The sequence below is a fragment of the Phytobacter sp. genome, assembly GCF_059074235.1.
Genome location: NZ_JCACPZ010000006.1, coordinates 232,983 through 253,189, shown reverse-complemented (window position 1 = coordinate 253,189; position 20,207 = coordinate 232,983). Strand labels below are relative to the sequence as shown.

The 20,207-nt window shown below is 51.7% G+C and carries 17 protein-coding genes; 2 read left to right on the top strand and 15 right to left on the bottom strand.

The annotated features are described in order from the left end of the window. The first annotated feature begins 172 nt into the window (after positions 1–172). Together AC5JPW_RS15880 and AC5JPW_RS15875 are read left to right on the top strand one after the other, a co-directional pair. Positions 173–676, top strand: coding sequence for a hypothetical protein (locus AC5JPW_RS15880; protein ID WP_494241814.1), 504 nt, complete (start codon positions 173–175; stop codon positions 674–676). 248 nt (positions 677–924) lie between these two features. Next, entirely contained in the window at positions 925–2,154 is a 1,230-nt protein-coding gene (locus tag AC5JPW_RS15875; RefSeq protein WP_494241812.1) for an EAL and HDOD domain-containing protein, read from the top strand. Between the two features lie 72 nt (positions 2,155–2,226). Here AC5JPW_RS15875 and bglB read toward each other — a convergent pair whose 3' ends face one another. From bglB to AC5JPW_RS15800, 15 genes are all read right to left on the bottom strand, one after another. Continuing rightward, positions 2,227–3,366 (bottom strand): beta-galactosidase BglB, encoded by a 1,140-nt coding sequence (gene bglB / locus AC5JPW_RS15870; RefSeq protein WP_494241810.1) that lies wholly within the window; start codon positions 3,364–3,366, stop codon positions 2,227–2,229. A gap of 10 nt (positions 3,367–3,376) precedes the next feature. Next, positions 3,377–4,954 (bottom strand): MFS transporter, encoded by a 1,578-nt coding sequence (locus AC5JPW_RS15865; protein WP_494241808.1) that lies wholly within the window; start codon positions 4,952–4,954, stop codon positions 3,377–3,379. Positions 4,955–5,228: 274 nt separating this feature from the next. Next, a complete protein-coding gene (flhE, locus tag AC5JPW_RS15860) occupies positions 5,229–5,624 on the bottom strand; it encodes a flagellar protein FlhE (RefSeq protein ID WP_494241806.1) in 396 nt (131 codons plus the stop codon). After that, on the bottom strand, positions 5,624–7,702 hold the full coding sequence (gene flhA, locus AC5JPW_RS15855; RefSeq protein ID WP_494241804.1) for a flagellar biosynthesis protein FlhA: 2,079 nt from the start codon (positions 7,700–7,702) through the stop codon (positions 5,624–5,626). The genes flhE and flhA overlap by 1 nt, the downstream gene beginning before the upstream one ends. Then, positions 7,695–8,843, bottom strand: a complete 1,149-nt coding sequence (flhB, locus tag AC5JPW_RS15850) for a flagellar biosynthesis protein FlhB (RefSeq protein ID WP_494241803.1) — start codon at positions 8,841–8,843, stop codon at positions 7,695–7,697. The genes flhA and flhB overlap by 8 nt, the downstream gene beginning before the upstream one ends. A gap of 245 nt (positions 8,844–9,088) precedes the next feature. Then, entirely contained in the window at positions 9,089–9,733 is a 645-nt protein-coding gene (gene cheZ / locus AC5JPW_RS15845; protein WP_494241802.1) for a protein phosphatase CheZ, read from the bottom strand. A gap of 10 nt (positions 9,734–9,743) precedes the next feature. Then, positions 9,744–10,133: a chemotaxis response regulator CheY gene (cheY, locus tag AC5JPW_RS15840; RefSeq protein ID WP_437431651.1), complete on the bottom strand. Its 390-nt coding sequence runs from the start codon at positions 10,131–10,133 to the stop codon at positions 9,744–9,746. Positions 10,134–10,149: 16 nt separating this feature from the next. After that, positions 10,150–11,202: a protein-glutamate methylesterase/protein-glutamine glutaminase gene (locus tag AC5JPW_RS15835; RefSeq protein WP_494241800.1), complete on the bottom strand. Its 1,053-nt coding sequence runs from the start codon at positions 11,200–11,202 to the stop codon at positions 10,150–10,152. Further along, positions 11,199–12,068 (bottom strand): protein-glutamate O-methyltransferase CheR, encoded by an 870-nt coding sequence (gene cheR / locus AC5JPW_RS15830; protein WP_494241798.1) that lies wholly within the window; start codon positions 12,066–12,068, stop codon positions 11,199–11,201. The genes AC5JPW_RS15835 and cheR overlap by 4 nt, the downstream gene beginning before the upstream one ends. Positions 12,069–12,087: 19 nt before the next feature. Beyond that, the gene (tap, locus tag AC5JPW_RS15825) at positions 12,088–13,686 is read right to left on the bottom strand and encodes a methyl-accepting chemotaxis protein IV (protein ID WP_494241797.1); all 1,599 of its coding nucleotides are present in this window, start codon (positions 13,684–13,686) and stop codon (positions 12,088–12,090) included. 42 nt (positions 13,687–13,728) lie between these two features. Next, the gene (gene tar, locus AC5JPW_RS15820; protein WP_494241795.1) at positions 13,729–15,393 is read right to left on the bottom strand and encodes a methyl-accepting chemotaxis protein II; all 1,665 of its coding nucleotides are present in this window, start codon (positions 15,391–15,393) and stop codon (positions 13,729–13,731) included. A gap of 127 nt (positions 15,394–15,520) precedes the next feature. Then, positions 15,521–16,495 (bottom strand): Csu type fimbrial protein, encoded by a 975-nt coding sequence (locus AC5JPW_RS15815; protein WP_494241793.1) that lies wholly within the window; start codon positions 16,493–16,495, stop codon positions 15,521–15,523. Continuing rightward, a complete protein-coding gene (locus tag AC5JPW_RS15810; RefSeq protein WP_494241791.1) occupies positions 16,495–18,891 on the bottom strand; it encodes a fimbria/pilus outer membrane usher protein in 2,397 nt (798 codons plus the stop codon). The genes AC5JPW_RS15815 and AC5JPW_RS15810 overlap by 1 nt, the downstream gene beginning before the upstream one ends. Continuing rightward, entirely contained in the window at positions 18,870–19,634 is a 765-nt protein-coding gene (locus AC5JPW_RS15805) for a fimbrial biogenesis chaperone (RefSeq protein ID WP_494241790.1), read from the bottom strand. The genes AC5JPW_RS15810 and AC5JPW_RS15805 overlap by 22 nt, the downstream gene beginning before the upstream one ends. A gap of 15 nt (positions 19,635–19,649) precedes the next feature. Continuing rightward, positions 19,650–20,159 (bottom strand): Csu type fimbrial protein, encoded by a 510-nt coding sequence (locus AC5JPW_RS15800; RefSeq protein ID WP_494241788.1) that lies wholly within the window; start codon positions 20,157–20,159, stop codon positions 19,650–19,652. Positions 20,160–20,207: the final 48 nt, after the last annotated feature.

The following is a 20,207-nucleotide window of genomic DNA, read 5'->3' as shown; positions in this document are numbered from 1 at the left end:
CTTTATTTTTACTTGTTATGTTTATTTATAAACACATAAAATAAATACATATTAAAGACATATCACTAATAGTAAGCAGGCTAATTTTCAGAGGTTAAATAGTAGCGTTAATTAACTATTCACAAAGTTACCCGGCAAGTTTAGGGCCACCCTTGTATATTAAGGTCAAATTATGCTTGATGATGAATTCTTTTTGAGATTAGTTCAATACATGCTACTGGAATGCAATGCAGCAAACCTCTATATGCAAGCCAGCATTTTCTATAAATCAGAGAACGTAGGCGATTTATACACTATCTCCCGCCATCTTTCGCAAGACGCGATTCAGGTAACATTAAAGCTTTATAATATTCTAAAAAATGAGTTTAAAGCACCTCTTATCAATCAGTTTGAAACCAGTGCAGAGGTCGATTCTGTGTTTATGAAAAAATACACTAACGAACTTTTCACAAACATATGTAAGCGCGCATCAATATTATTGACTATTGATGACTCCGCCAGAAGGTTGCTTCAACCCAGAGCCTTGCTCTTGAGCAAGAAACTTAACCAAGTACATAAAGATGAAATGAACGATTTTTTACTGCTGTACAAATCCGTAAACGTGTCAAATGAGAGAGATGCTCGCATGCCTGATATAATAAAAAACAATTACAGTCTCTATCGAGTTATCAATTGAAAAACACCCCCCTATTCCTTTCACCAATGCATCATTGAAATTAAACATATAATTTGCTTTTAAATACTCTTATCACCTCAAAACAGAAGGGTTTAGTCAGCAAATTACTTTACGCCTATTAATTTTGATAGCGGTCAAATCATTATAGAGAGTATTATGTGAACAATGTCATAAAGACTTTATTAACCACATGATATAAATCGATTAGTGAGAAGCTGTTATCATCATCCAACATGAGAATATATGATATGTATTCGTTTATCGCACGCCAGCCAATCTTAAACAAAGACATGTCAACCGTTGCTTATGAGCTTCTCTTCAGAAACGGCATGAATAACAAGTTCCCTAACGTTTCCCCTGAATTTGCCACAACGGAGCTGATATCCGATAACTTCTTGTGTATACCAGCCGTTCACACAGTGGGCAAAAACATTGCCTTCATCAATGTACCGCATCAACTTATCATCAATGGCCTGAGTGATACCCTCCCTTGCGAAAATGTTATGATTGAAATCCTTGAAGATGCAGAACCTAATGATGAATTATTTTCCGCAGTAAAAAACATGCATTCTTTAGGTTACCATTTCGCACTTGATGATTTTACATTAGAGGATAAATGGGATCGGTTTCTTTTTTATATTTCAGTCATTAAATTTGATGTTATTGAAACCAGTCAAACTGAAATAATTAATTATATTAACAGCAAAAAATACCTTCTTGGACACATCAAGTTCCTTGCAGAGAAAATTGAAACCCAGGAAGAGTTTAACTTTTTCAAATCTGCTGGGTTCAGCTATTTCCAGGGTTATTTCTTTAGCCGCCCAGAGGTTATAAAAAACAAAAGACTATCACCCAACACCTTGATATTAAATAGATTGATGGTCGAGACCTGTAAAGCAGAGACAGATTTCACAGCCATAGAGAATATCTTAAAAAGCGATCTCACTCTTTCTTACAAAATCATGCGGCATGTTAAAAACATGCTTTTCAAAATACACGGCATGCAACTACAGGATAATTTCACATTACGGGAAGTATTGCTGTATCTCGGAAGCAACGAAATCCGTAAATTTGTTTCGGTAGCTGTTCTGGCAAATATTGCTGGTAAAGGAGTCGGTGAGCTTTATCACACCAGTCTGATCCGCGGCAAATTTTGTGAACTCGTCGCACTGAAAAAGAATCAGTATGATTTATCGTATAATGCCTTTGTTTGCGGACTTTTCTCACTGCTGGATGCTCTACTTGAAATGCCAATGGAAGATTTGATCGAGCAGATTATATTGCCGAAAAATGTCTCTGAAGCACTCTGCGAAAAGAAAGGCACATTGTTCGAAATTTTGTCTATGGTGAAAAGTTATGAGTGCTATGACTGGATTCAGACCACTAAGCTTTGTTCAATGTTGAACATACCTGAGTTCGCTGTTATCGAAATCATGCAAAAATCGATGAAATGGGCTGATGAACAGTTAGTCGGATGAAAACCTCAGGAAAACCCTCAAAAGATCCGTAACTCCAAAGGGTTACGGATCTTTTATTACCTTACTTTTCCATTAGAAGTACTTACGCAGATACTCCGTCAGGCACAGCATCGCCATCGCCTGGCCGTACGGCATGGAGGTGAGTGGAATCTGGCGGTAAAACTCCAGATCGCTGCCCATCCCGGTGCCGAAGGAAACCTGAAGTAATTCTCCCTCAGCAGAGATGTTTTTCACCACTGCTTTGATGGCGCTCTCCGCTACCTCGGCATATTCCGGACCGACGTAGCGTTTACGCACCGCTTTAAGGATGCCATAGGCAAACCCGGCGGTAGCGGAGGCTTCAAGATAGGATTTCGGATCGTCCAGCAGCGTATGCCACAGCCCACTTTCATCCTGGCATTTAGCCAGTGCCGCAATTTGCGCGGTCAGCACTTGCACCAGATAGCGACGTACAGCGTTGTTTTCCGGCAAATCCACCAGTTCGAGGAAATCCGGTATTACGATGGTTAACCAACTGTTGCCACGCGCCCAACGGGCGTGAGCAAAGTTATGGTGCCCTTCGTAATTCCAGCCGTGGAACCACAAGCCAGTTTCCCGATCCATCAGGTTCTGCACGTGCAGCAGGAACTGGTAGACCGCCTCTTCAACGTAATCCGGGCGATTTAGCAGTTTGCCTATTTTTGCCAGTGGCAGAACGGTCATCATCAGGGTGTCATCCCACATCTGCTGATGATTCTCTTCCGCCAGCGTGATGTGCTGCATACCGCCATACTCGGTACGCGGCATTTCGTTCATCGCCCACTCAGCCCAGGTCTCAAGCCACGGCAGATAGCTGGCGTCACCGGTCTCTTCATAGCGATACGCCAGGGTCAGGAACGGCGCCATGGTATTGACGTTTTTGGTGGTCGCCCCTTCCGCAAAACGATCGGCAAACCAACTGTCGATAATACCGCGGATGGTTTTATCACCCGTCTGACGATAATACTGATACATGCCGTAAAGGCCCACACCGTGGGTCCACTCCCAACCCGCCCATCCTTTGGTGTCAATAACACGCCCATCGTCAAGCCGCAGTAAAAACTCGCCGGAGGTGTCGTGGATATTGACCAGGTTATGCGTCACCTTCTGGATCAATGCCTTGAGCTCATCGCGGGCGATAAAACGCTCGGGCTGGCACAGTAACGGGCTGTGTTTGACAGGCCAAACCTTCATATTCTTAACCTCAGTTGTAAGTCGATTTCAGTGCCGCGCGCTCTTTCAGCGAAGGTGCAGCAGGTTTATTACGATTCAGATAACCAATGTTGTTATTGCCCCAGAGCGAGTCAAAAGGCATTCCCGCCAGCATTTCAACGGTAGCGCGTGCTTCTGGCGTGGCGGTTTCCGGCATGGCGCGACCGGAGGTACGCATTTTGGCGGTCTCTTCCCGCAAGATGCTGTGGGTTTTCAGATTCAGTTTGAAACGCAGGGAAACAAGGAAGCCGCAGCACAACACCGCAACGGTACCAACACTGAGTATCAGCAGGATGGTGTGGCTGACTTCAGGGACCTGGGTTTTCTGTCCGGAGACAAAGCCCGACATCTGCATCACAATGCCCACCAACATCACCGCACCAGCCTGAGAGGCTTTACGGGTCAGGGTCATGATGCCTGCAAAAATCCCTTCGCGACGCTGGCCGGTGACCACTTCATCGATATCCGCGATGTAGGTGTAGGTGTTCCACGGCACATAGTTGATACCCCCGCGCCCCAGACCGGCAACAGCGGAAACCAGCAACAGCAGCGAGTAAACGTCACTCAGGCCTGCCCAGTAGAGCACCGCGTAAGAGACAGCGCTCAGACCAAACAACACCACCACCATGCGATAAGACGGTGCCGGTCCGAAGCGGATACACAGCGGGATCATGGCGATAACAGCGATGAACTGGAAAATAGCCATCGTGCCCAACAGGCTGGAGGCCATGGAGGCTTCCTGCATCAGCACAAAGACCACGTAGTAGGTAAAGACCGCGTTAAACACATCCTGAGCGATATAGCCACCGAGGTACATCCCGAGATGTTGACGGAAAATCTTAATACGCAGGGTTGAGCTTAACTCCACAAACAGACGGCTCATGCTCTGACCGAAAGTCAGGCTCTTCTTCTCTTCCTCTGCGCGGAGTGCTGCCTCAGTCCAATCTTCACGTGGGCGTTCCCAGGTAAAGCACCAGACGAAGGTCAACATAATGGCGCACAGCACGGAGAAGACCAGGCTTGCATAGAAGAAGGAGACGGGGTTGTCTTTACCAAAGTGAGCCAACAGAATGCCCGGCAGGAAGGAGGCCAGAATCGCTGACATTTGCGCCATCGAAATACGCGCACCGGAGAATTTGGTCTTCTGTTTAAAGTCATCGGTCATTTCCGGTACCAGTGTTTCATACGGTACCAGGATCATAGTGTAGACGATATCAAAGATCAGATAGGTCACCAGGTAATACCAGAAACTCATATCCCCTACCCACATGATGGAGTAGCTGAACACACATGGAATACCGAGCAGGATAAAGAATTTACGACGACCAAAACGTTTACCCAGCCAGGTCGAGCCAAAGTTATCGGTCAAAAAGCCCATCAACGGGCTGACAACGGCGTCAAGCACCCTTGCGGCGGCAAAGATAAAGGTCGCTTCGATCGGCGTTAAACCGCAAAACGTCGTATAAAAGTACAGAAGCCACGCAGCGGTTAGCGCTGTGGTGCCCGCTCCAAGAAAGTCGCCCGAACCGTAGGCGAGGTAATTAGCTAAACCAATTTTTCGTGTTTTCATTGCCGTTAACCCTGTTCATTATTGAGGGACCTCTGGCAATCCGGCTTCGCCAAAGGTAATTCTTACACGGCTAAAGTAAGAGGATGTGCAACAGGAAACCTTTCTGTTTCTGCCATCAAAATGAGTGAACTGGCAAAAAATCAAAGAGTGTCATTACATGCATCACTGATTTATAAAACAGTGTTTCTTTTGCTTCAAAAGAGAGGGTCAAAAATTGAGAGCGAGTCATCATAATCGCTATAAAGATGATGATGACTGCTGAAAAGACGAGCGGTTATCGGTAGTTAACGATGACCTGATTACTGAGGACGTTCAATGCCGGGAACAGTCGTCCGCCACCGGGGACTTCCCAGACAAAACGCATAGGTTCGATAGCGGGCACACCATCAAAACCAACGGTTGTGCCGCTCTGGCCATCCAGTTGCACGCAGCGCGTCTGCGAACAGAGTCGCACTACGAGTCCCGCGGGCGTCGGCCCGATAAGCTCATAACGCCAGGCCACCACTGTCATTAACCCATTGACTGGCTGGGATGGAGCTAAAGGTCGCGAGGAAGCGGCCTGACCACGGTTAACCAAGGTGATTCCCATGCTGCTGGCCTGCCAGGCACCCGACCCGGCAGCCTGAACAAACAGAGGAAGCGCCCAAAGCAGTCCCGCGAGAAAACGCATCACTTGCCTCCAATCGTCGCCGTCATGCGGATATGACGATTATCGGACATTTCGAGGTTCGACAACACAACCAGTTGCGGCAGGCTACGACGTAAGAAGCGCGACAGCAGCGGACGCAGCGCATGATTTACCAGCAACACCGGTGGTGCTCCCATCATTTCCTGGCGTGACAGCGCTTCCTGCGTCTGCGCCAACAGACGATCGGCCAGACCCGGTTCCAGTCCACCACCACCCTGTAAGGCTTGCAGCAACAAGCGCTCCAGCGGCGTGTCCAGGCCAATAACCTGCACTTCACCTGACCCAGGGAACCACTGCTGAGTGATAGCACGGCCCAGCGCCACACGCACGACGGTCGTCAGCTCATGAGGATCACTCTGCAACGGTGCATGCTCTGCCAGCGTTTCCAGAATGGTACGCATATCGCGAATCGGCACTTTCTCCGCCAGCAGGTTTTGCAGCACTTTGTGCAATGTGGTCAGCGTGACGACACCCGGTACCAGGTCTTCGGTTAGCTTAGGCATCTCCTGCGTCACGCGGTCCAACAGTTGCTGCGCTTCCTGGCGACCAAAGAGTTCAGGTGCAAACTGGCTTATAAGATGATTTAAGTGGGTGGCAACCACAGTACTGGCTTCCACAACGGTGAAGCCCTGAATTTGAGCCTGTTCTTTCAGCGCACTTTCAATCCAGATGGCGGTCAGGCCAAATGCCGGATCAACCGTTTGTTCACCCGGTAGCGTACCTGCGGCAGTACCTGGGTTAATCGCCAGCCAACGCCCCGGATAGGCCTCACCGCTCCCCACTTCCACCCCTTTCATCAGGATACGGTAACGAGCGGGCGGCAAGTCCATGTTGTCACGAATGTGTACGACAGGTGGCAGAAAACCCATATCCTGCGCAAATTTCTTACGAATACTGCGGATACGCCCCAGCAACTCACCGTCTTGCTGGAAATCGACCATCGGGATTAGACGATAGCCCACTTCCATCCCCAGTGAATCCTCCAGCTGCACATCATTCCAGGTCGCTTCAACGGCCTGCGTGTTTTCCGGCATTTTGACCGGAGCAGCCTCGGCAGGGGCTTTTTGTTCCTGCCCTCTCAGCCACCAGGCAAGCCCCAGTAATCCTGCTGTAAACAGCAGGAAGACAAAATTTGGCATGCCTGGCACCAGGCCCAGCAGGCCCAGCACCGCAGCACTCAACAGCATCACGCGTGGGTTGCTGAACAGCTGACCAACCATCTGCTGGCCGACGTCCTGATCGGTGGCAACGCGGGTCACAATAACACCCGCTGCGGTAGAGATAACCAGCGCGGGGATCTGAGCAACCAGACCATCACCGATAGTCAGCAGCGTATAGCTCTCGGCCGCATGCCCCACATCCATGCCATGTTGTAAAACCCCTACCAGCAGGCCACCGACGATGTTGATGACCATGATGAGAATACCGGCAATGGCATCACCACGAACGAATTTACTCGCACCGTCCATCGAACCGTAGAAATCAGCTTCCTGTGTCACTTCTGAACGACGGCGTTTTGCCTCATCTTCACCAATCAAACCGGCGTTGAGGTCAGCATCAATCGCCATCTGTTTGCCAGGCATCCCGTCGAGGACAAAGCGCGCACCTACTTCCGCAATACGCCCGGCACCCTTGGTGATAACCATAAAGTTGATGATAACGAGGATGATGAACACCACGATACCGATAGCGAAATTACCGCCAACCAGGAAGTGACCAAATGCTTCAACCACTTTACCTGCCGCGGCTGCACCGGTATGGCCGTCCAACAGAATGATACGAGTCGACGCCACGTTCAGCGCCAGGCGCAGCAACGTGGTAAACAGCAGGATTGTCGGGAACGCGGCGAACTCCAGGGTTTTCTGGGTGAACATCGCCACCAGCAGCACCATGATCGACAGCGCAATGTTAAAGGTAAACAGCAAATCAAGGATGAATGCCGGTAACGGCAGTACCATCATCGACAGAATCAGCAGGATAAGAATTGGACCTGCCAAAATTTGCCATTGCGTTGATTTCATGTTGGCCGGCAGGCGCAGCATGGAGACCAGGTTAGCCATCAGTATCCTTCTCGTTCAAAAAATCCAGCGCCTCAGGCACTGGCAAATTTGCAGGTTTAACCGGACGTTGACCGCCCGTTAGACGCCAGCGTTTCAACTGCCACACCCACGCCAGTACTTCGGCAACGGCAGCATAAAGCTGCCCGGGGATCTGTTGGCCAATTTCAGCATGGCGATAAAGCGCACGCGCCAGCGGCGGCGCTTCAAGCATTGGAATCTTGTTCTCTTCACCAATCTCACGAATACGCAAGGCAATCAGACCCGAGCCTTTTGCCACCACTTTCGGCGCACTCATCTTATTCTCGTCATATTGCAATGCGACGGCATAATGCGTCGGGTTGGTCACAATGACGTTCGCTTTTGGTACGTCGGCCATCATACGGCGACGCGCCGCATCACGTTGCATCTGGCGGATACGTCCCTTCACATGAGGGTCGCCTTCCTGCTGCTTAAATTCATCGCGAATGTCCTGGCGTGACATGCGAAGCTTTTTAATGTGGCTGTAAATCTGGAAAAACACGTCAAAGCCAACCATCGGAATGATGGCTAACACCACCAGAATGCTACACATCCCGGCAATATTCATCGCACTGGCCATTGCACTCACGGGGGCTTCGGTCATCAGACGCATGATGTCCGGCCATTTGTGGTACAAGTAAAATCCGGCCACACTCCCCATCAGCATCGCTTTCATTAGCGCTTTAACCAGTTCAGCCCCAACTTGTGCGGAGAACAGGCGTTTGATACCGCTGAGCGGGTTAAGCTTCGAAAACTGAAACTGTAATGACTTGCCGCTGAACACCAGCCCTCCCAGCATTAAGGGAGCCAGGATAGCCATAATCACCACCCCCGTAATCAGGGGTAACAGTGCAAACATCGCATTCTTAATCAGCAAGATAATCTGGCTAAGAATCAAATTGGGGTCGTTGACGATGTTGTGGTCGAAGCGCAAACCCGAGGACAGCATGATCATCAACCGACGCGCAAACGCCTCGCCCCCCATCCAAATGATGCTGACACCGACAATCAAAATCAGTATTGAGGTCAACTCTTTCGATCGGGGAACCTGCCCTTCTTCTCGCGCCTTTTCTAGTCGGTGCGATGTGGGGGCTTCTGTTTTGTCGTCGCTATCGTCTGCCACGGCTCAATCCACGGGTAGAGGTTTGATGACATATTGCCAGAGTCAAGTCTGTCTAATGGGCAGAGTAAGGCATAAAAACAGGGGGTTTTCGCGATTTGAGAAGCGAGGTTTTGCTGAATAAAAAAACGGGCAGCATTTCTGCCTCCCGTTTTGAGATTATTGATGAGTCCTGGATGGGTTGCTGAATAGGGGTGCAAGCGCCTTATCCGGCCTGGAGTACCGTAGACCGGATAAGCAACGCGCCATCAGAAACCGAGGCTGTCCAGCAGATCGTCGACCTGATCCTGGCTTGCCACCACGCCCGCTTTTGTCGCATCGAGCTGCGGCCCGTTGAGCAGACCTTCGTTCTCGCGTTTTGGACGTGCGGACTGATCGGGAATGTTCTCGAGCAGTACCATTAGCAGCTGGCGCTCGATTTCCTGAATCACATCCATCATGCGCTTGATAACCTGACCGGTCAGATCCTGGAAATCCTGCGCCATCATGATGTCCAGCAGTTGGGCGTTAGTGAAACTTGTGTGGCCCGGAACATCACCCAGATATTTGCGGGTATCAGTTACCAGTTCACGGGCATCACTCAATTCGATTGGATTTTCAAACCATTCATCCCAACGTTTTGACAGCGTTTTCGCCCCTTTTTCCAGCGCATCCTGGTGCGGCTGAGACGCTTCAACGCTGTTCAGCGCACGTTCGGCAGCCTGCGCCGTCATCTGCACCACGTAATCAAGACGATCACGGGCGTCAGGAATCGCTTCAGCCGCTTCAGCAATCGCCTGATCCAGGCCTAACTCACGCAGACTATCACGCAGCATACGGGTCAGACTGCCGATCCGGGCGATGATATCGGTGGGTGAATGTTCTTCCACAGGTTTAATAGAAGGTTGAATCATCGTCCAGTCCTCACATGCCGAGTTTCTCGAAGATCTTACCGAGTTTCTCTTCCAGGGTTGCAGCAGTGAACGGTTTCACTACATAGCCACTCGCACCAGCCTGTGCCGCTGCGATAATGTTCTCTTTCTTGGCTTCAGCCGTTACCATCAGTACCGGTAAGGTCGCCATGTTGCCGGAAGCACGGATGGTTTTAAGCAGCTCAAGGCCATCCATGTTAGGCATGTTCCAGTCAGAGATCACAAAGCCAAAGCCGCCGGCCTGAAGTTTATTCAGCGCGTCAACGCCGTCTTCGGCTTCCTCAACGTTGTTGAACCCCAGCTCTTTTAACAGGTTGCGCACGATACGACGCATCGTGGAAAAGTCGTCCACAACCAGAAATTTGAGCTCTTTATCCGCCATAAAACTTCACTCCTCGTTAAATACGTATTGCCTGTCCGGCACTGATTTTCGCCAGCATTTGCTGGCTAACCTGACTGAGATCGACCACTTCGCTCACGCCACCCATATTGATGGCTTCGCGCGGCATGCCGAACACCACACAACTTGCTTCATTTTGCGCGATGGTCCAGGCACCTGCCTGGTGCATCGCTAACATCCCTGCCGCCCCATCATTGCCCATCCCTGTCAGGATAACGCCAACGGCGTTACGCCCTGCATGTTTGGCGACCGAGTGGAAAAGAACATCCACGGCTGGGCGATGCCGGTTAACCGGCGGACCGTCGTGGATTTTAATCTGGTAGTTCGCACCGCTTCGGGCGAGCTCCATGTGCTTATCACCAGGGGCTATATAAGCATGCCCCGGCAGTACACGCTCACCGTCTTCCGCCTCTTTCACGCTTATCTGACACAGCTTGTTCAGACGTTCAGCGAACGAGCGGGTAAAGCCCGGTGGCATATGCTGCGTAATCAGAATACCAGGACTTGAGAGCGGCAATGGCTGGAGTACATGACGAATTGCCTCTGTTCCTCCGGTTGACGCCCCAATTGCCAGCAATTTTTCTGAACTTAACAATGGACCGGCTTTCATCAGGGCAACAGGTGCCGCTGTAGGATGATGGGCAGCCAGGCGAGCACGGGAAGCAGTACGAACCTTCTCCGCAATCATCTCACTGTAGGCCAACATCCCTTCACGAATCCCCAACTGCGGCTTGGTCACAAAGTCGATGGCGCCCAATTCCAGCGCACGCAATGTGACTTCAGAACCTTTACCTGTCAAGGACGACACCATCACCACTGGCATCGGGCGCAAACGCATGAGCTTTTCGAGGAAATCCAGCCCATCCATGCGGGGCATTTCCACATCCAGCGTCAACACATCGGGGTTAAATTTTTTAATTAAATCCCGTGCAACCAATGGGTCTGGCGCCGTAGCGACCATCTCCATATCACTGTGACTATTGATAATTTCGGTCATGATCTGGCGCATCAATGCCGAATCATCGACAGACATTACCCTGATTTTACTCATGCTTTTTCCTTACTCAGCGCATATACGGTTTGCCCACGCAGGCTAAACTCACGCACGAGGTTGCTGAAATTCTCCGAATGCCCGGCAAAGAGTAATCCGTCAGGCTTAAGCAATGGTGCAAAACGATGCAGAATGTCCTGTTGCGTCGTTTTGTCGAAATAGATCATGACGTTGCGGCAAAAAATCGCGTCGAACGGCCCGGGTACGTTGTACTGTTTATCGAGCAGATTCAGCGGCATGAATTCGACATAATTTGCCAGTTCCTGGCGCACGCGCACTAAACCGGCATGCGGCCCGGTTCCGCGCATGAAATAACGCTGTAACTGTTGAGGAGACAGCGTTTTCAGCTCATCCTGGCGATAGATACCGCTGCGTGCTTTTTCCAGCACTTCGGTATCAATGTCACTGGCGATCACCTTAAAGCGGCCCGGTGCCATACCCAGCGCATCTGCAAGGGTGATGGCGAGGGAGTAAGGCTCTTCACCCGTCGATGCTGCCGCGCTCCAGATACGGTACTCACCACTGCGCTTACGTGCATGTTCTGCCAGCACCGGGAAGTGGTGAGCTTCACGGAAAAAGGCGGTGAGGTTGGTGGTCAGGGAGTTAATAAACGCCTGCCACTCTGCACTGTTCTGGTTCGCTTCCAGCATGCTCAGGTAGCGACCGAAATCGTCAAGCCCGAGCGTTCGTAAACGGCGTACCAACCGGTTGTAGACCATGTCCCTTTTATGGTCAGCAAGCACGATCCCGGCGCGCTGATAAATCAACTGACAAATTCGACGAAAATGCGCGTCAGACAGCGCGAGGCGCTGGGTCATCTGTTGCAATATGGATGACGTTTGCCCACTGGGCAGCGATGATGTCATAGCGCGTTCTCAACCTGGATTATGATGCAACAGGCACGCCGTTGGGCGGTGCCACTTCGGGTGATGAAACTGGGTTTTCAAGCTTAAATACTGCGACCAGCGAAGTCAGATGATCCGCCTGATGAGCGAGTTGATCGGTTGCCGCAGCGGCTTCTTCTACTAATGACGCATTCTGCTGAGTAACCTGATCCATCTGACTGACGGCCAGCGCGACCTGCTCAATACCGCGGCGTTGTTCATCCGAAGCAGAAGCAATTTCACCCATGATGTCGTTCACCTGCGTAACCGAACGGACAATCTCCATCATGGTCTGAGCGGACGTATCCACCAGCGCTGACCCTTGCTGCACACGCGAGACCGAGTCTTCGATCAACCCTTTTATTTCTTTTGCCGCCTGTGCACTTCGGCTGGCAAGGTTACGCACCTCACCGGCCACCACGGCGAAGCCGCGGCCCTGCTCACCGGCACGTGCAGCTTCCACTGCTGCGTTCAGTGCCAGAATGTTTGTCTGGAATGCAATACCATCGATAACGCTGATGATATCGCCAATTTTTTGCGAACTGGTGGCAATGTCATGCATAGTGCTTGCCACATTTGACGCTTGCTGCCCACCTTTACGCGCCGTCTCTGCTGCACCCTGTGCAAGGCTTGAAGCCTGGCGGGCGTTATCGGCATTTTGCCCGACGGTTGCGGTTAACTCTTCCATACTGGCAGCGGTTTGCGCCAGTGATCCCGCCTGCTGTTCGGTGCGCGCTGACAGGTCATTATTACCTGCGGCAATTTCCGAAATACCGGTATGCATCGCATAACTGCCCTGACGTACATCGGTCACCGTTGAACGCAGTGAAGTCTGCATCTTCTTCAGGCTGGCGAAAATGGCAGAAATTTCGTTTTTGCCAAACACCGAAATCGGACGCGCCAGATTCCCTTGAGCAATACTGTCAAAATGGCTGCTGATAATCGCCAGCGGCTGCACAATCATTTTGCGTGACCAGAACAACGCACCGGAAGTCAGCATGGCGGCCAGAATAACCACCACCACAAAAATCACTGCTGAACGTTGATAGTTGCCCTGCCCGTCTGCTTTAGCAGAGTCCACAAAGTGATTAATGTGAGCCTGCCAGGCTTCAAAATTCTTATCAAAGGCGTCCTGAGATTGCTGCACAGGCGCGGTCATAAAGTCAGACAGTTGGTTGCTCTCAAGCCAGGCTGCCTGGTGCTCCAGATCGCCATGCCAGGCGGTGTACGCAGCTTTGGTTCCCTCCTGCAAAGTTTTTCCGTTCTCGGTCAATACCGGTATGGACAGAAACTCCTGCATTTTGGCATCAGCCTTGGACAGATCCCCTTTCGCCTGCGCCATCAGCGCTTTTACGTCTTCCGGCGGATAAGCCAGCGCCGTCAATGTTCCCGCTTTATTCAGTGACGTACTCGCCTGCAAAAGAATAGAGCGAGTCATCATTAATGTGCTGCGCTGCTGGTTACTTTTTTCTACTTCTTCCAGATGGCCGGTACTCTCACGAAACGCCCAAAACGACAGCCCGTTACTCCCTACCTGCAAAATGCCACAAATAATCAAAATCAGAAAAAGTGTTGTCGAGATACGAATACGGTTTAACATCCACGCTCCCATCAGGCGGCAATCAGCCGCCATGAAAATCAACTAAAAGGTTTCCCAATTATCATCTTGTCCGGTTGAGAGCTGGCGTGGTCTGGCGGCTGTCGGAACGTTAACAACTGCCGGATTAAGCGAACGCTGAGCCGGGTTTCCAGGTACAGAAGAGAGTCTGAATGCAGAGACCGTCCTGGTCAGGCGGCTGGCTTGTTCTTCGAGTGCAGCTGCGGCGGCTGCAGATTGTTGAACCAGCGACGCGTTCTGTTGCGTGACGCGATCCATTTCGGACACCGCCAGCGCAACTTGATCGATACCCCGGCTCTGTTCATCAGAAGCCGACGCTATCTCACCCATAATGTCGTTCACGCGGGTGACCGCATTCACGATGTCGTTCATCGTCTCCCCTGCACTTTCCACCAGCACCGAGCCGGTATCCACACGAGAAACAGAATCTTCAATCAGGCCCTTAATTTCTTTCGCTGCCTGCGCACTACGGCTCGCCAGATTTCGCACCTCGCCCGCAACGACCGCAAAACCACGGCCCTGCTCACCGGCACGGGCAGCTTCTACAGCGGCATTAAGCGCCAGAATGTTAGTCTGGAATGCGATGCCATCAATAACGCTGGTGATATCAGAAATTTTCTGTGAACTGGCGGCAATGTCATGCATGGTTTTCACCACCCCATCGACAACTTTGCCCCCGCGCTCAGCGGTGTCCGAAGCACTCTTCGCGAGCAGAGAGGCCTGACGGGCGTTTTCGGCATTCTGTTTCACCGTCGCCGTTAGCTCTTCCATGCTGGCTGCTGTCTCTTCCAACGCTGACGCTTGTTCTTCCGTACGGGAGGAGAGATCGTTATTCCCTGCCGCGATTTCACTGGTACCAGAATGAATCGCATCAGAGCCCTGACGCACGCTGGTGACCGTCTCAATCAGCGAGCGCTGCATGTGATCAACGCTGTGAGCAAGGTCGGTAATTTCACTACGACCTTCCACGACCAAATGGTGAGCAAGGTTGCCACTGGCAATTTCGCGAATGTGTTTAATGACCGCACCCAGTGGCACCAACAGGATGCGACGAATACCCTGCCAGACCAACATTAATACCACCAACAGCGCCAGCGCGAGGACCGCCATCTGCCATTTAGCGAAAGTATAATCGCTCACGCTTTCGTCATAGGCATGACGGTAAAGCGACTCACTGAGTTGCGAATATTTGTTTAATGCATCGCCAAGGCCATTTTGCATCCCCTGAGTGGCCTGTGCGAAATAGCCGTCCATATTGCCGCTTTCAAGGAACTGCACCAGTTCGGCCAGCCCAGCTGCATAGGTTTTGTATTTCTCATCCAGCGTCTGGCGAGCCTGATCCATTTCCGGCACGACAGGCAGTGCACGGAACGTCTCATAATGTTTACCCGCTTCAATCAGGCTATTTTTCGCGCTGTTGAGCAGATCGGTTTTGGCACTGCTCTGCTGATTATTCGGGTCCATCATCATGCGTGCTGACGAGCGGCTGAGGTTGATACGCGTTTGCAGCATCAGTTCCCAGGTTTTGCCCAGTTCGGTTTGTTGCATGCGCAGATCGTTAGAAACCGCAAAACTCTGCTGATTCTGTTTGAGCGAGGAAAATAAGAGGCCGCCAGAAAGTAACTGGAGTAAGGCAAAAACCACCAGCACACTCATCAGCAATGTGACAACGCGAATACGGTTCAACATACAACACCTTCCTGAAAACTTGTTAACGCTGTTATCGGCAAGGGTCAACGGAACTTTACATTTGCGAAAAGGAATTACACAGACTCTGTATAATCTCTTTAGCAGGCCTGCTGCAGAAGTGACGAACTTAAAGACCAATATCGATGGTCAAGGTGTCACTGTATGTCCCCCCTGGCGGTGTTGTCTGGTTCGGCAAGACCTGAGCCGTGTAGTTAAACGTCCGTAATGTGCCATCAGTACTGACAGCCGAAGAGAGTGCGCTGGCCCATCGCTCAGACCCGATTGAACCCCAGCGCGACGTGGTGCTCCCTTTATAAATTTCATAGCTCAGTCTGTTTGTTGTACCGCTCGCCATTCTACGTACAGTTCCGCTGGCATTAAGTCCATCGTTTATTCCAACGGTGTAGGCGTAGCCTTTGGTACAGGTCACGCCAATCGACTGCGAAATGGTCGGGAAACTTTTTGCCACGGGTGCACTGCCAAAGGCCACCGCAGGTGCAGTAATTGTGGTGCAGTCGTTGGCGACCGTCATATTCACCGTCAGCGTCAGAGGCAGATTACCCACCTGGTTAGTCGAGCAGCCAATCAGACCTTCTGCGCAAATACTGTAATAGAGGTTTAACGTCATGACGCCCTGATAAGTACCTGCCGAAACGGTTTGCCCGGTCACCGTGCGTAAATAGAGCGGTAAGGTATAACGTTTTGCACCGAGCAACGTTAGCAACACCCCGCCTGTCCAGGTATATCCCTGAATGCGGGTCACTTCACTGGCCGCGCTACAGGTATTAAGACCGCAGAGTTTAAACGCAAGGGTATCTGTCGACGTCGTATCATCCGTACGCTTCATCACGGCCCGATCGCCGACAAATACTGTGGGCGTGATGGCCGTCAGCGTAGCGGAATCATTGGTGAGCAGCGTTAAGGTGGTATCACAATCAAGCAATAAGTTCAGGGTAGTCGACTGTTCGGTGGAGTTGAGGACAAACGAACTCACCTGCGACCCCAGCGAGGGGCTTGCGTTCGAAAAACTGGCCCGGCAGGCAGACCAGGCTTGCGGCATGCTGATGAGCAGCGCTATCAGGATGAGTAAGACCTTACGCATCAGTGACTCCTCTTGCATGTGAGCGGCCCGTAGGTTTGTAATTTGTGTTCAGGGTTGGGTTCAAGCGTGAAACTGGCTGTACAACGTGAACCGTCTGGCATTCGGACGTTAAGCACGCTGGACTCTTCGAGGTTTTCAATCCAGGCGATGCCGTCGTAACCGACTACAGTAGTGGGTTTTCCTTCCCGACTGACCTGACTGGTCACAGGTATGGCCTCCCCCTGTTCATTGTGCAGGATAACGTTGGCAACACGCTCTTGCTCCATCGGAAACTCCACCAGATACCCTGAGCGGCGGCGCAGGGCTACGCGTTGCTCGGTCTGTGCAATGCTGGTATCCGCAGGTAAATTCAGGGTATTGATGCTGTAGGTCGCCGGATAATACGACGAGACGCCGCTCACCAGCAGATAACCGTTTTTATTGGTTTTCCCCATTGGCTGATTTTCGTAATTCACTGGAATATCGGGCTGTCCGCCGGTACTGACCACCACAAAGGCATCGTTGATTTTGTTGGCAGTCAGCAGTTCATTGTCCATCAACACCAGGGATCCCATCATTTCACCCCACCAGGTTCGCGTATCTGTGTAGCCATATACACCGCCCTGCATTTCCACATTGTTGTTACGCCAGCCCAGAGTTCCCTGCTGATAACTGTTCCCTTCATTCTGCCGTCCTAGCGACAGGTTCCAACTGAATCCACCATCCGATGGCATGGCATGGCTGTAATTCACCCGCTGCGAATCACCGTAATCGGGAGATTTTTCAAGGCTGAAGGTGGCGTTATCACGCTCCCCAATCGGGATCTGTATCGCCATCGCCACCGTCCAGTCGCCACGCTGCTTATCGTGACTGCCGGAAACATAGAGGCTGCTCGCCCCCCATAAACTTTTACTCCACGAGAGGTTCAGCAACTCTGTTTTGGTATTGTCGAAACTGCGCACGCCAATCCAGGCCGCTCCCACGGTGCCATAATCCCCCAGGCTGAAGGAGAGAGAATACTGGTCGGTGTTACGACTAAGAGTGGCAATCGGCTGGGTACTGCTGCTGGTCGCGTTGGCGTAGTAGTAGGTCTGGTCGTAGAGCGCGAGGTTACCAAACCCCCGATCGCGGCGAATGTGCTGCGTGGCAATACTGAAAGCGCTGGTACTGTACTGATAGCCCCAGTTAAACTGGCTGCCACTCACCCCACGCATTCGGCTCTCTGTCCATGAACTATTCGCCACTCCCAGACGCCAGAGTTTAACCACGGCACCAGCACCACCGAGTGACAACGCCTTCGCCCCCTCACCATGGGCTTCCAGTGTCAGGTAGTCCGTCAGCCCGTAACGATAAGAGCCACTGCCTACCAGCGGACCATAGTCAAAATTATCAATACCGTAATTACGCCTCAAGCTACCGACGGTGACAGCACCATCGCTCAATCCCTCGTTAAGCAGATCGCTGGCAACGTAAAACGGCATGGTGGTACTCACCTGCCTGCCCAGCGCATCCGTGGTCACCAGCACGGCGTTACCCGCCCCGTTGATATAAGGCAGATTGGTCAGGGTAAACGGGCCGGGTTCCAGTTGTCGCGATCCGGCGCGGTAGCCGTTAATAAAGACGTCGACCGAAGTCGGTACAGCAGCTTCACCAGAAAATGACGGTATCGGCCAGGTGACCAGATCCGGACGCAGAGAAAAATCGCGACCGTAGCTAATCCCTCCTACGCGCACGCTGTTACTCCAGCTTAACGAATCGGAGATCACGTCGCCGACGGTAATTTGCGTGGCATCGTCTTCATGGGTGAACATTAGCGAGGTGTCGTAACGCGTGTAGCCTTCCTGCTGGGCGGACTCTCCAGACAGACGGGATATCCACGTCCCGGTGGTTGAGAACGACGCGTTACCGGCAAAATAACGGTATTCGTGCCACATCGAGGCCTGGCCGCCAACCTGGTCCGTTTTGCTGGCGTACAGATCGTAATTCAACAACGAGCCGCGCCCTGAATAGAGCTTGCTTCGCTGCTGCCCACTGTTAAAGACTGTGAAGCGCTCTGGCAGCCACTCTTTTGGCATAAAAAGCAGTAGACGCTGGCCTTCGCTGTCGTACTCGGTGCGGACATTGACTAACGTGGACACATTCACCTCCCCCTGCGGCAAATGCTCAGCAGGGATCCCGGATCGTTGCAAGTCGGCACTGGAAACAAAATATGCGCCGTCTCGACGAGTGACCGGCACTACCTGCTGCGTATCATAGTGGTTCAGCACCAGCGTCAGCTGAAAAACGGCCTGTTCGTTAATCGCCTGTGCATCAGGCGGTGGGGGTAGAGAGTCATCCCCTTCTTGCGCGTCTACAGATGCTGAATAACCAACTAGCAGGAGTATTGCCGGGACGATTACCTGGCGGATGACTGCCATTCACTATTCCGGGCATTAATAGTGGCTTTCAATTCCACGGGGGCTGGTAAGTTACCCGGAAGCGGCCAGGCCCGGCTGCTTCCAGGCAATACATACCCTAATAATCCGTCAGCAATAGGACGCATTTGCCCACCCTGTCGACCCGAGACTTCGGTCAAACGGACATGTACTTTACCCGTGTTACGCACCTGAAGAGCCGGTTTACCGTTTTCCCGTACCACCTGCCAGCTCAGATCGCCAGGTTCTACCAGCGCATGGTTGGCGCTATCCTGATAGGTCGTAATGCCCTGCCCATAGACAAACAACGGGATGGAATAGCGCATTTGCAATTTGATGCCAATCTGCGGCTTGCTGGAGGTATCCGGTTGGGGAATTTCATCAACAATAATGCGATAGGCTTGCTCAACACCCGTGGGTACCTGGGTCTGTTTGATCAAACGAATAAGCTGTTTAGAGCCCTTTTGTATGGTTACAATAGGTGGACTCGCCACCACATCGGTTTGCTGCCCGTAGCGTTCATTGCCATCGACCTGCTGCCAGCGCACAATACGCACCTGCATCGTGGCTGGCGTATCGCCCTGATTCTGGATCCACAATTCTGTGGCTTTGGTCTCCGGCCCCAGCCAGGGGTCAATAGGCCAGAGTAAAATGGTGGCCGCTGCTTTTGCCTCCTCCACCGCCAGACTCAGTGACGCGACCAGTAACAGACCTGCCGCACGTGCGACGCCCCATGTAACGCTCATAGCACTTCTCCCTGATTACCATGACAAGGTCACGGTCAGTTGATCTGTGTAGGTCCCCGCCGTACTGAGGGCGGTAAGTTGCGCGGCAGCAAAAATACTCAGCGCAATGTTATTTGCATCGGTATAACTGATGGCGACAGACTGTGTTGTAATTTCCGAGTTAGCCGCCAGTGAACTGCTGCTATAGAGCCGGTAAGGCACACGTTGTGTTCCCCCTGAGCGTTGTAAATTGCGCACGGAGGAATAGTTCACCCCATTATCGATAGTCATACTGAGCGCCACCCCCGGGGTACAGGCAAGCGACAACGAAGCATTCGGTACAAAACTGGTCGTCACTTGTCCGCTTTGAGCACCGGTATAAGTCCCGAAGTTCAACGTCCCCAGTCCCCCCCCCACGCCGCTGGTCACCGAACAACCTGGAGTAATGGTCGCACCCACGGCGAAGGTCTTCTGTGAGACCGTAAGGGCAACTGCACTCTCCGGAAAGCCCATTGTGCATAGCAGCAACCCAAAAAAAGGGCGCAACAGCCTCTCGCCTCTCAAAGGAGAAGCGCAATCCTCTTTTGCCCACAT

Bases quoted from the DNA above. Each gene is read 5' to 3' on its own strand.
- tar (WP_494241795.1), bottom strand. From the start codon at position 15,393: ATGTTGAACCGTATTCGCGTTGTCACATTGCTGATGAGTGTGCTGGTG.
- cheZ (WP_494241802.1), bottom strand. From the start codon at position 9,733: ATGATTCAACCTTCTATTAAACCTGTGGAAGAACATTCACCCACCGAT.
- AC5JPW_RS15835 (WP_494241800.1), bottom strand. From the start codon at position 11,202: ATGAGTAAAATCAGGGTAATGTCTGTCGATGATTCGGCATTGATGCGC.
- AC5JPW_RS15810 (WP_494241791.1), bottom strand. From the start codon at position 18,891: ATGGCAGTCATCCGCCAGGTAATCGTCCCGGCAATACTCCTGCTAGTT.
- AC5JPW_RS15875 (WP_494241812.1), top strand. From the start codon at position 925: ATGTATTCGTTTATCGCACGCCAGCCAATCTTAAACAAAGACATGTCA.
- tap (WP_494241797.1), bottom strand. From the start codon at position 13,686: ATGTTAAACCGTATTCGTATCTCGACAACACTTTTTCTGATTTTGATT.
- AC5JPW_RS15865 (WP_494241808.1), bottom strand. From the start codon at position 4,954: ATGAAAACACGAAAAATTGGTTTAGCTAATTACCTCGCCTACGGTTCG.
- cheR (WP_494241798.1), bottom strand. From the start codon at position 12,068: ATGACATCATCGCTGCCCAGTGGGCAAACGTCATCCATATTGCAACAG.
- flhE (WP_494241806.1), bottom strand. From the start codon at position 5,624: ATGCGTTTTCTCGCGGGACTGCTTTGGGCGCTTCCTCTGTTTGTTCAG.
- AC5JPW_RS15805 (WP_494241790.1), bottom strand. From the start codon at position 19,634: ATGAGCGTTACATGGGGCGTCGCACGTGCGGCAGGTCTGTTACTGGTC.
- AC5JPW_RS15880 (WP_494241814.1), top strand. From the start codon at position 173: ATGCTTGATGATGAATTCTTTTTGAGATTAGTTCAATACATGCTACTG.
- bglB (WP_494241810.1), bottom strand. From the start codon at position 3,366: ATGAAGGTTTGGCCTGTCAAACACAGCCCGTTACTGTGCCAGCCCGAG.
- cheY (WP_437431651.1), bottom strand. From the start codon at position 10,133: ATGGCGGATAAAGAGCTCAAATTTCTGGTTGTGGACGACTTTTCCACG.
- flhA (WP_494241804.1), bottom strand. From the start codon at position 7,702: ATGGCTAACCTGGTCTCCATGCTGCGCCTGCCGGCCAACATGAAATCA.
- AC5JPW_RS15815 (WP_494241793.1), bottom strand. From the start codon at position 16,495: ATGCGTAAGGTCTTACTCATCCTGATAGCGCTGCTCATCAGCATGCCG.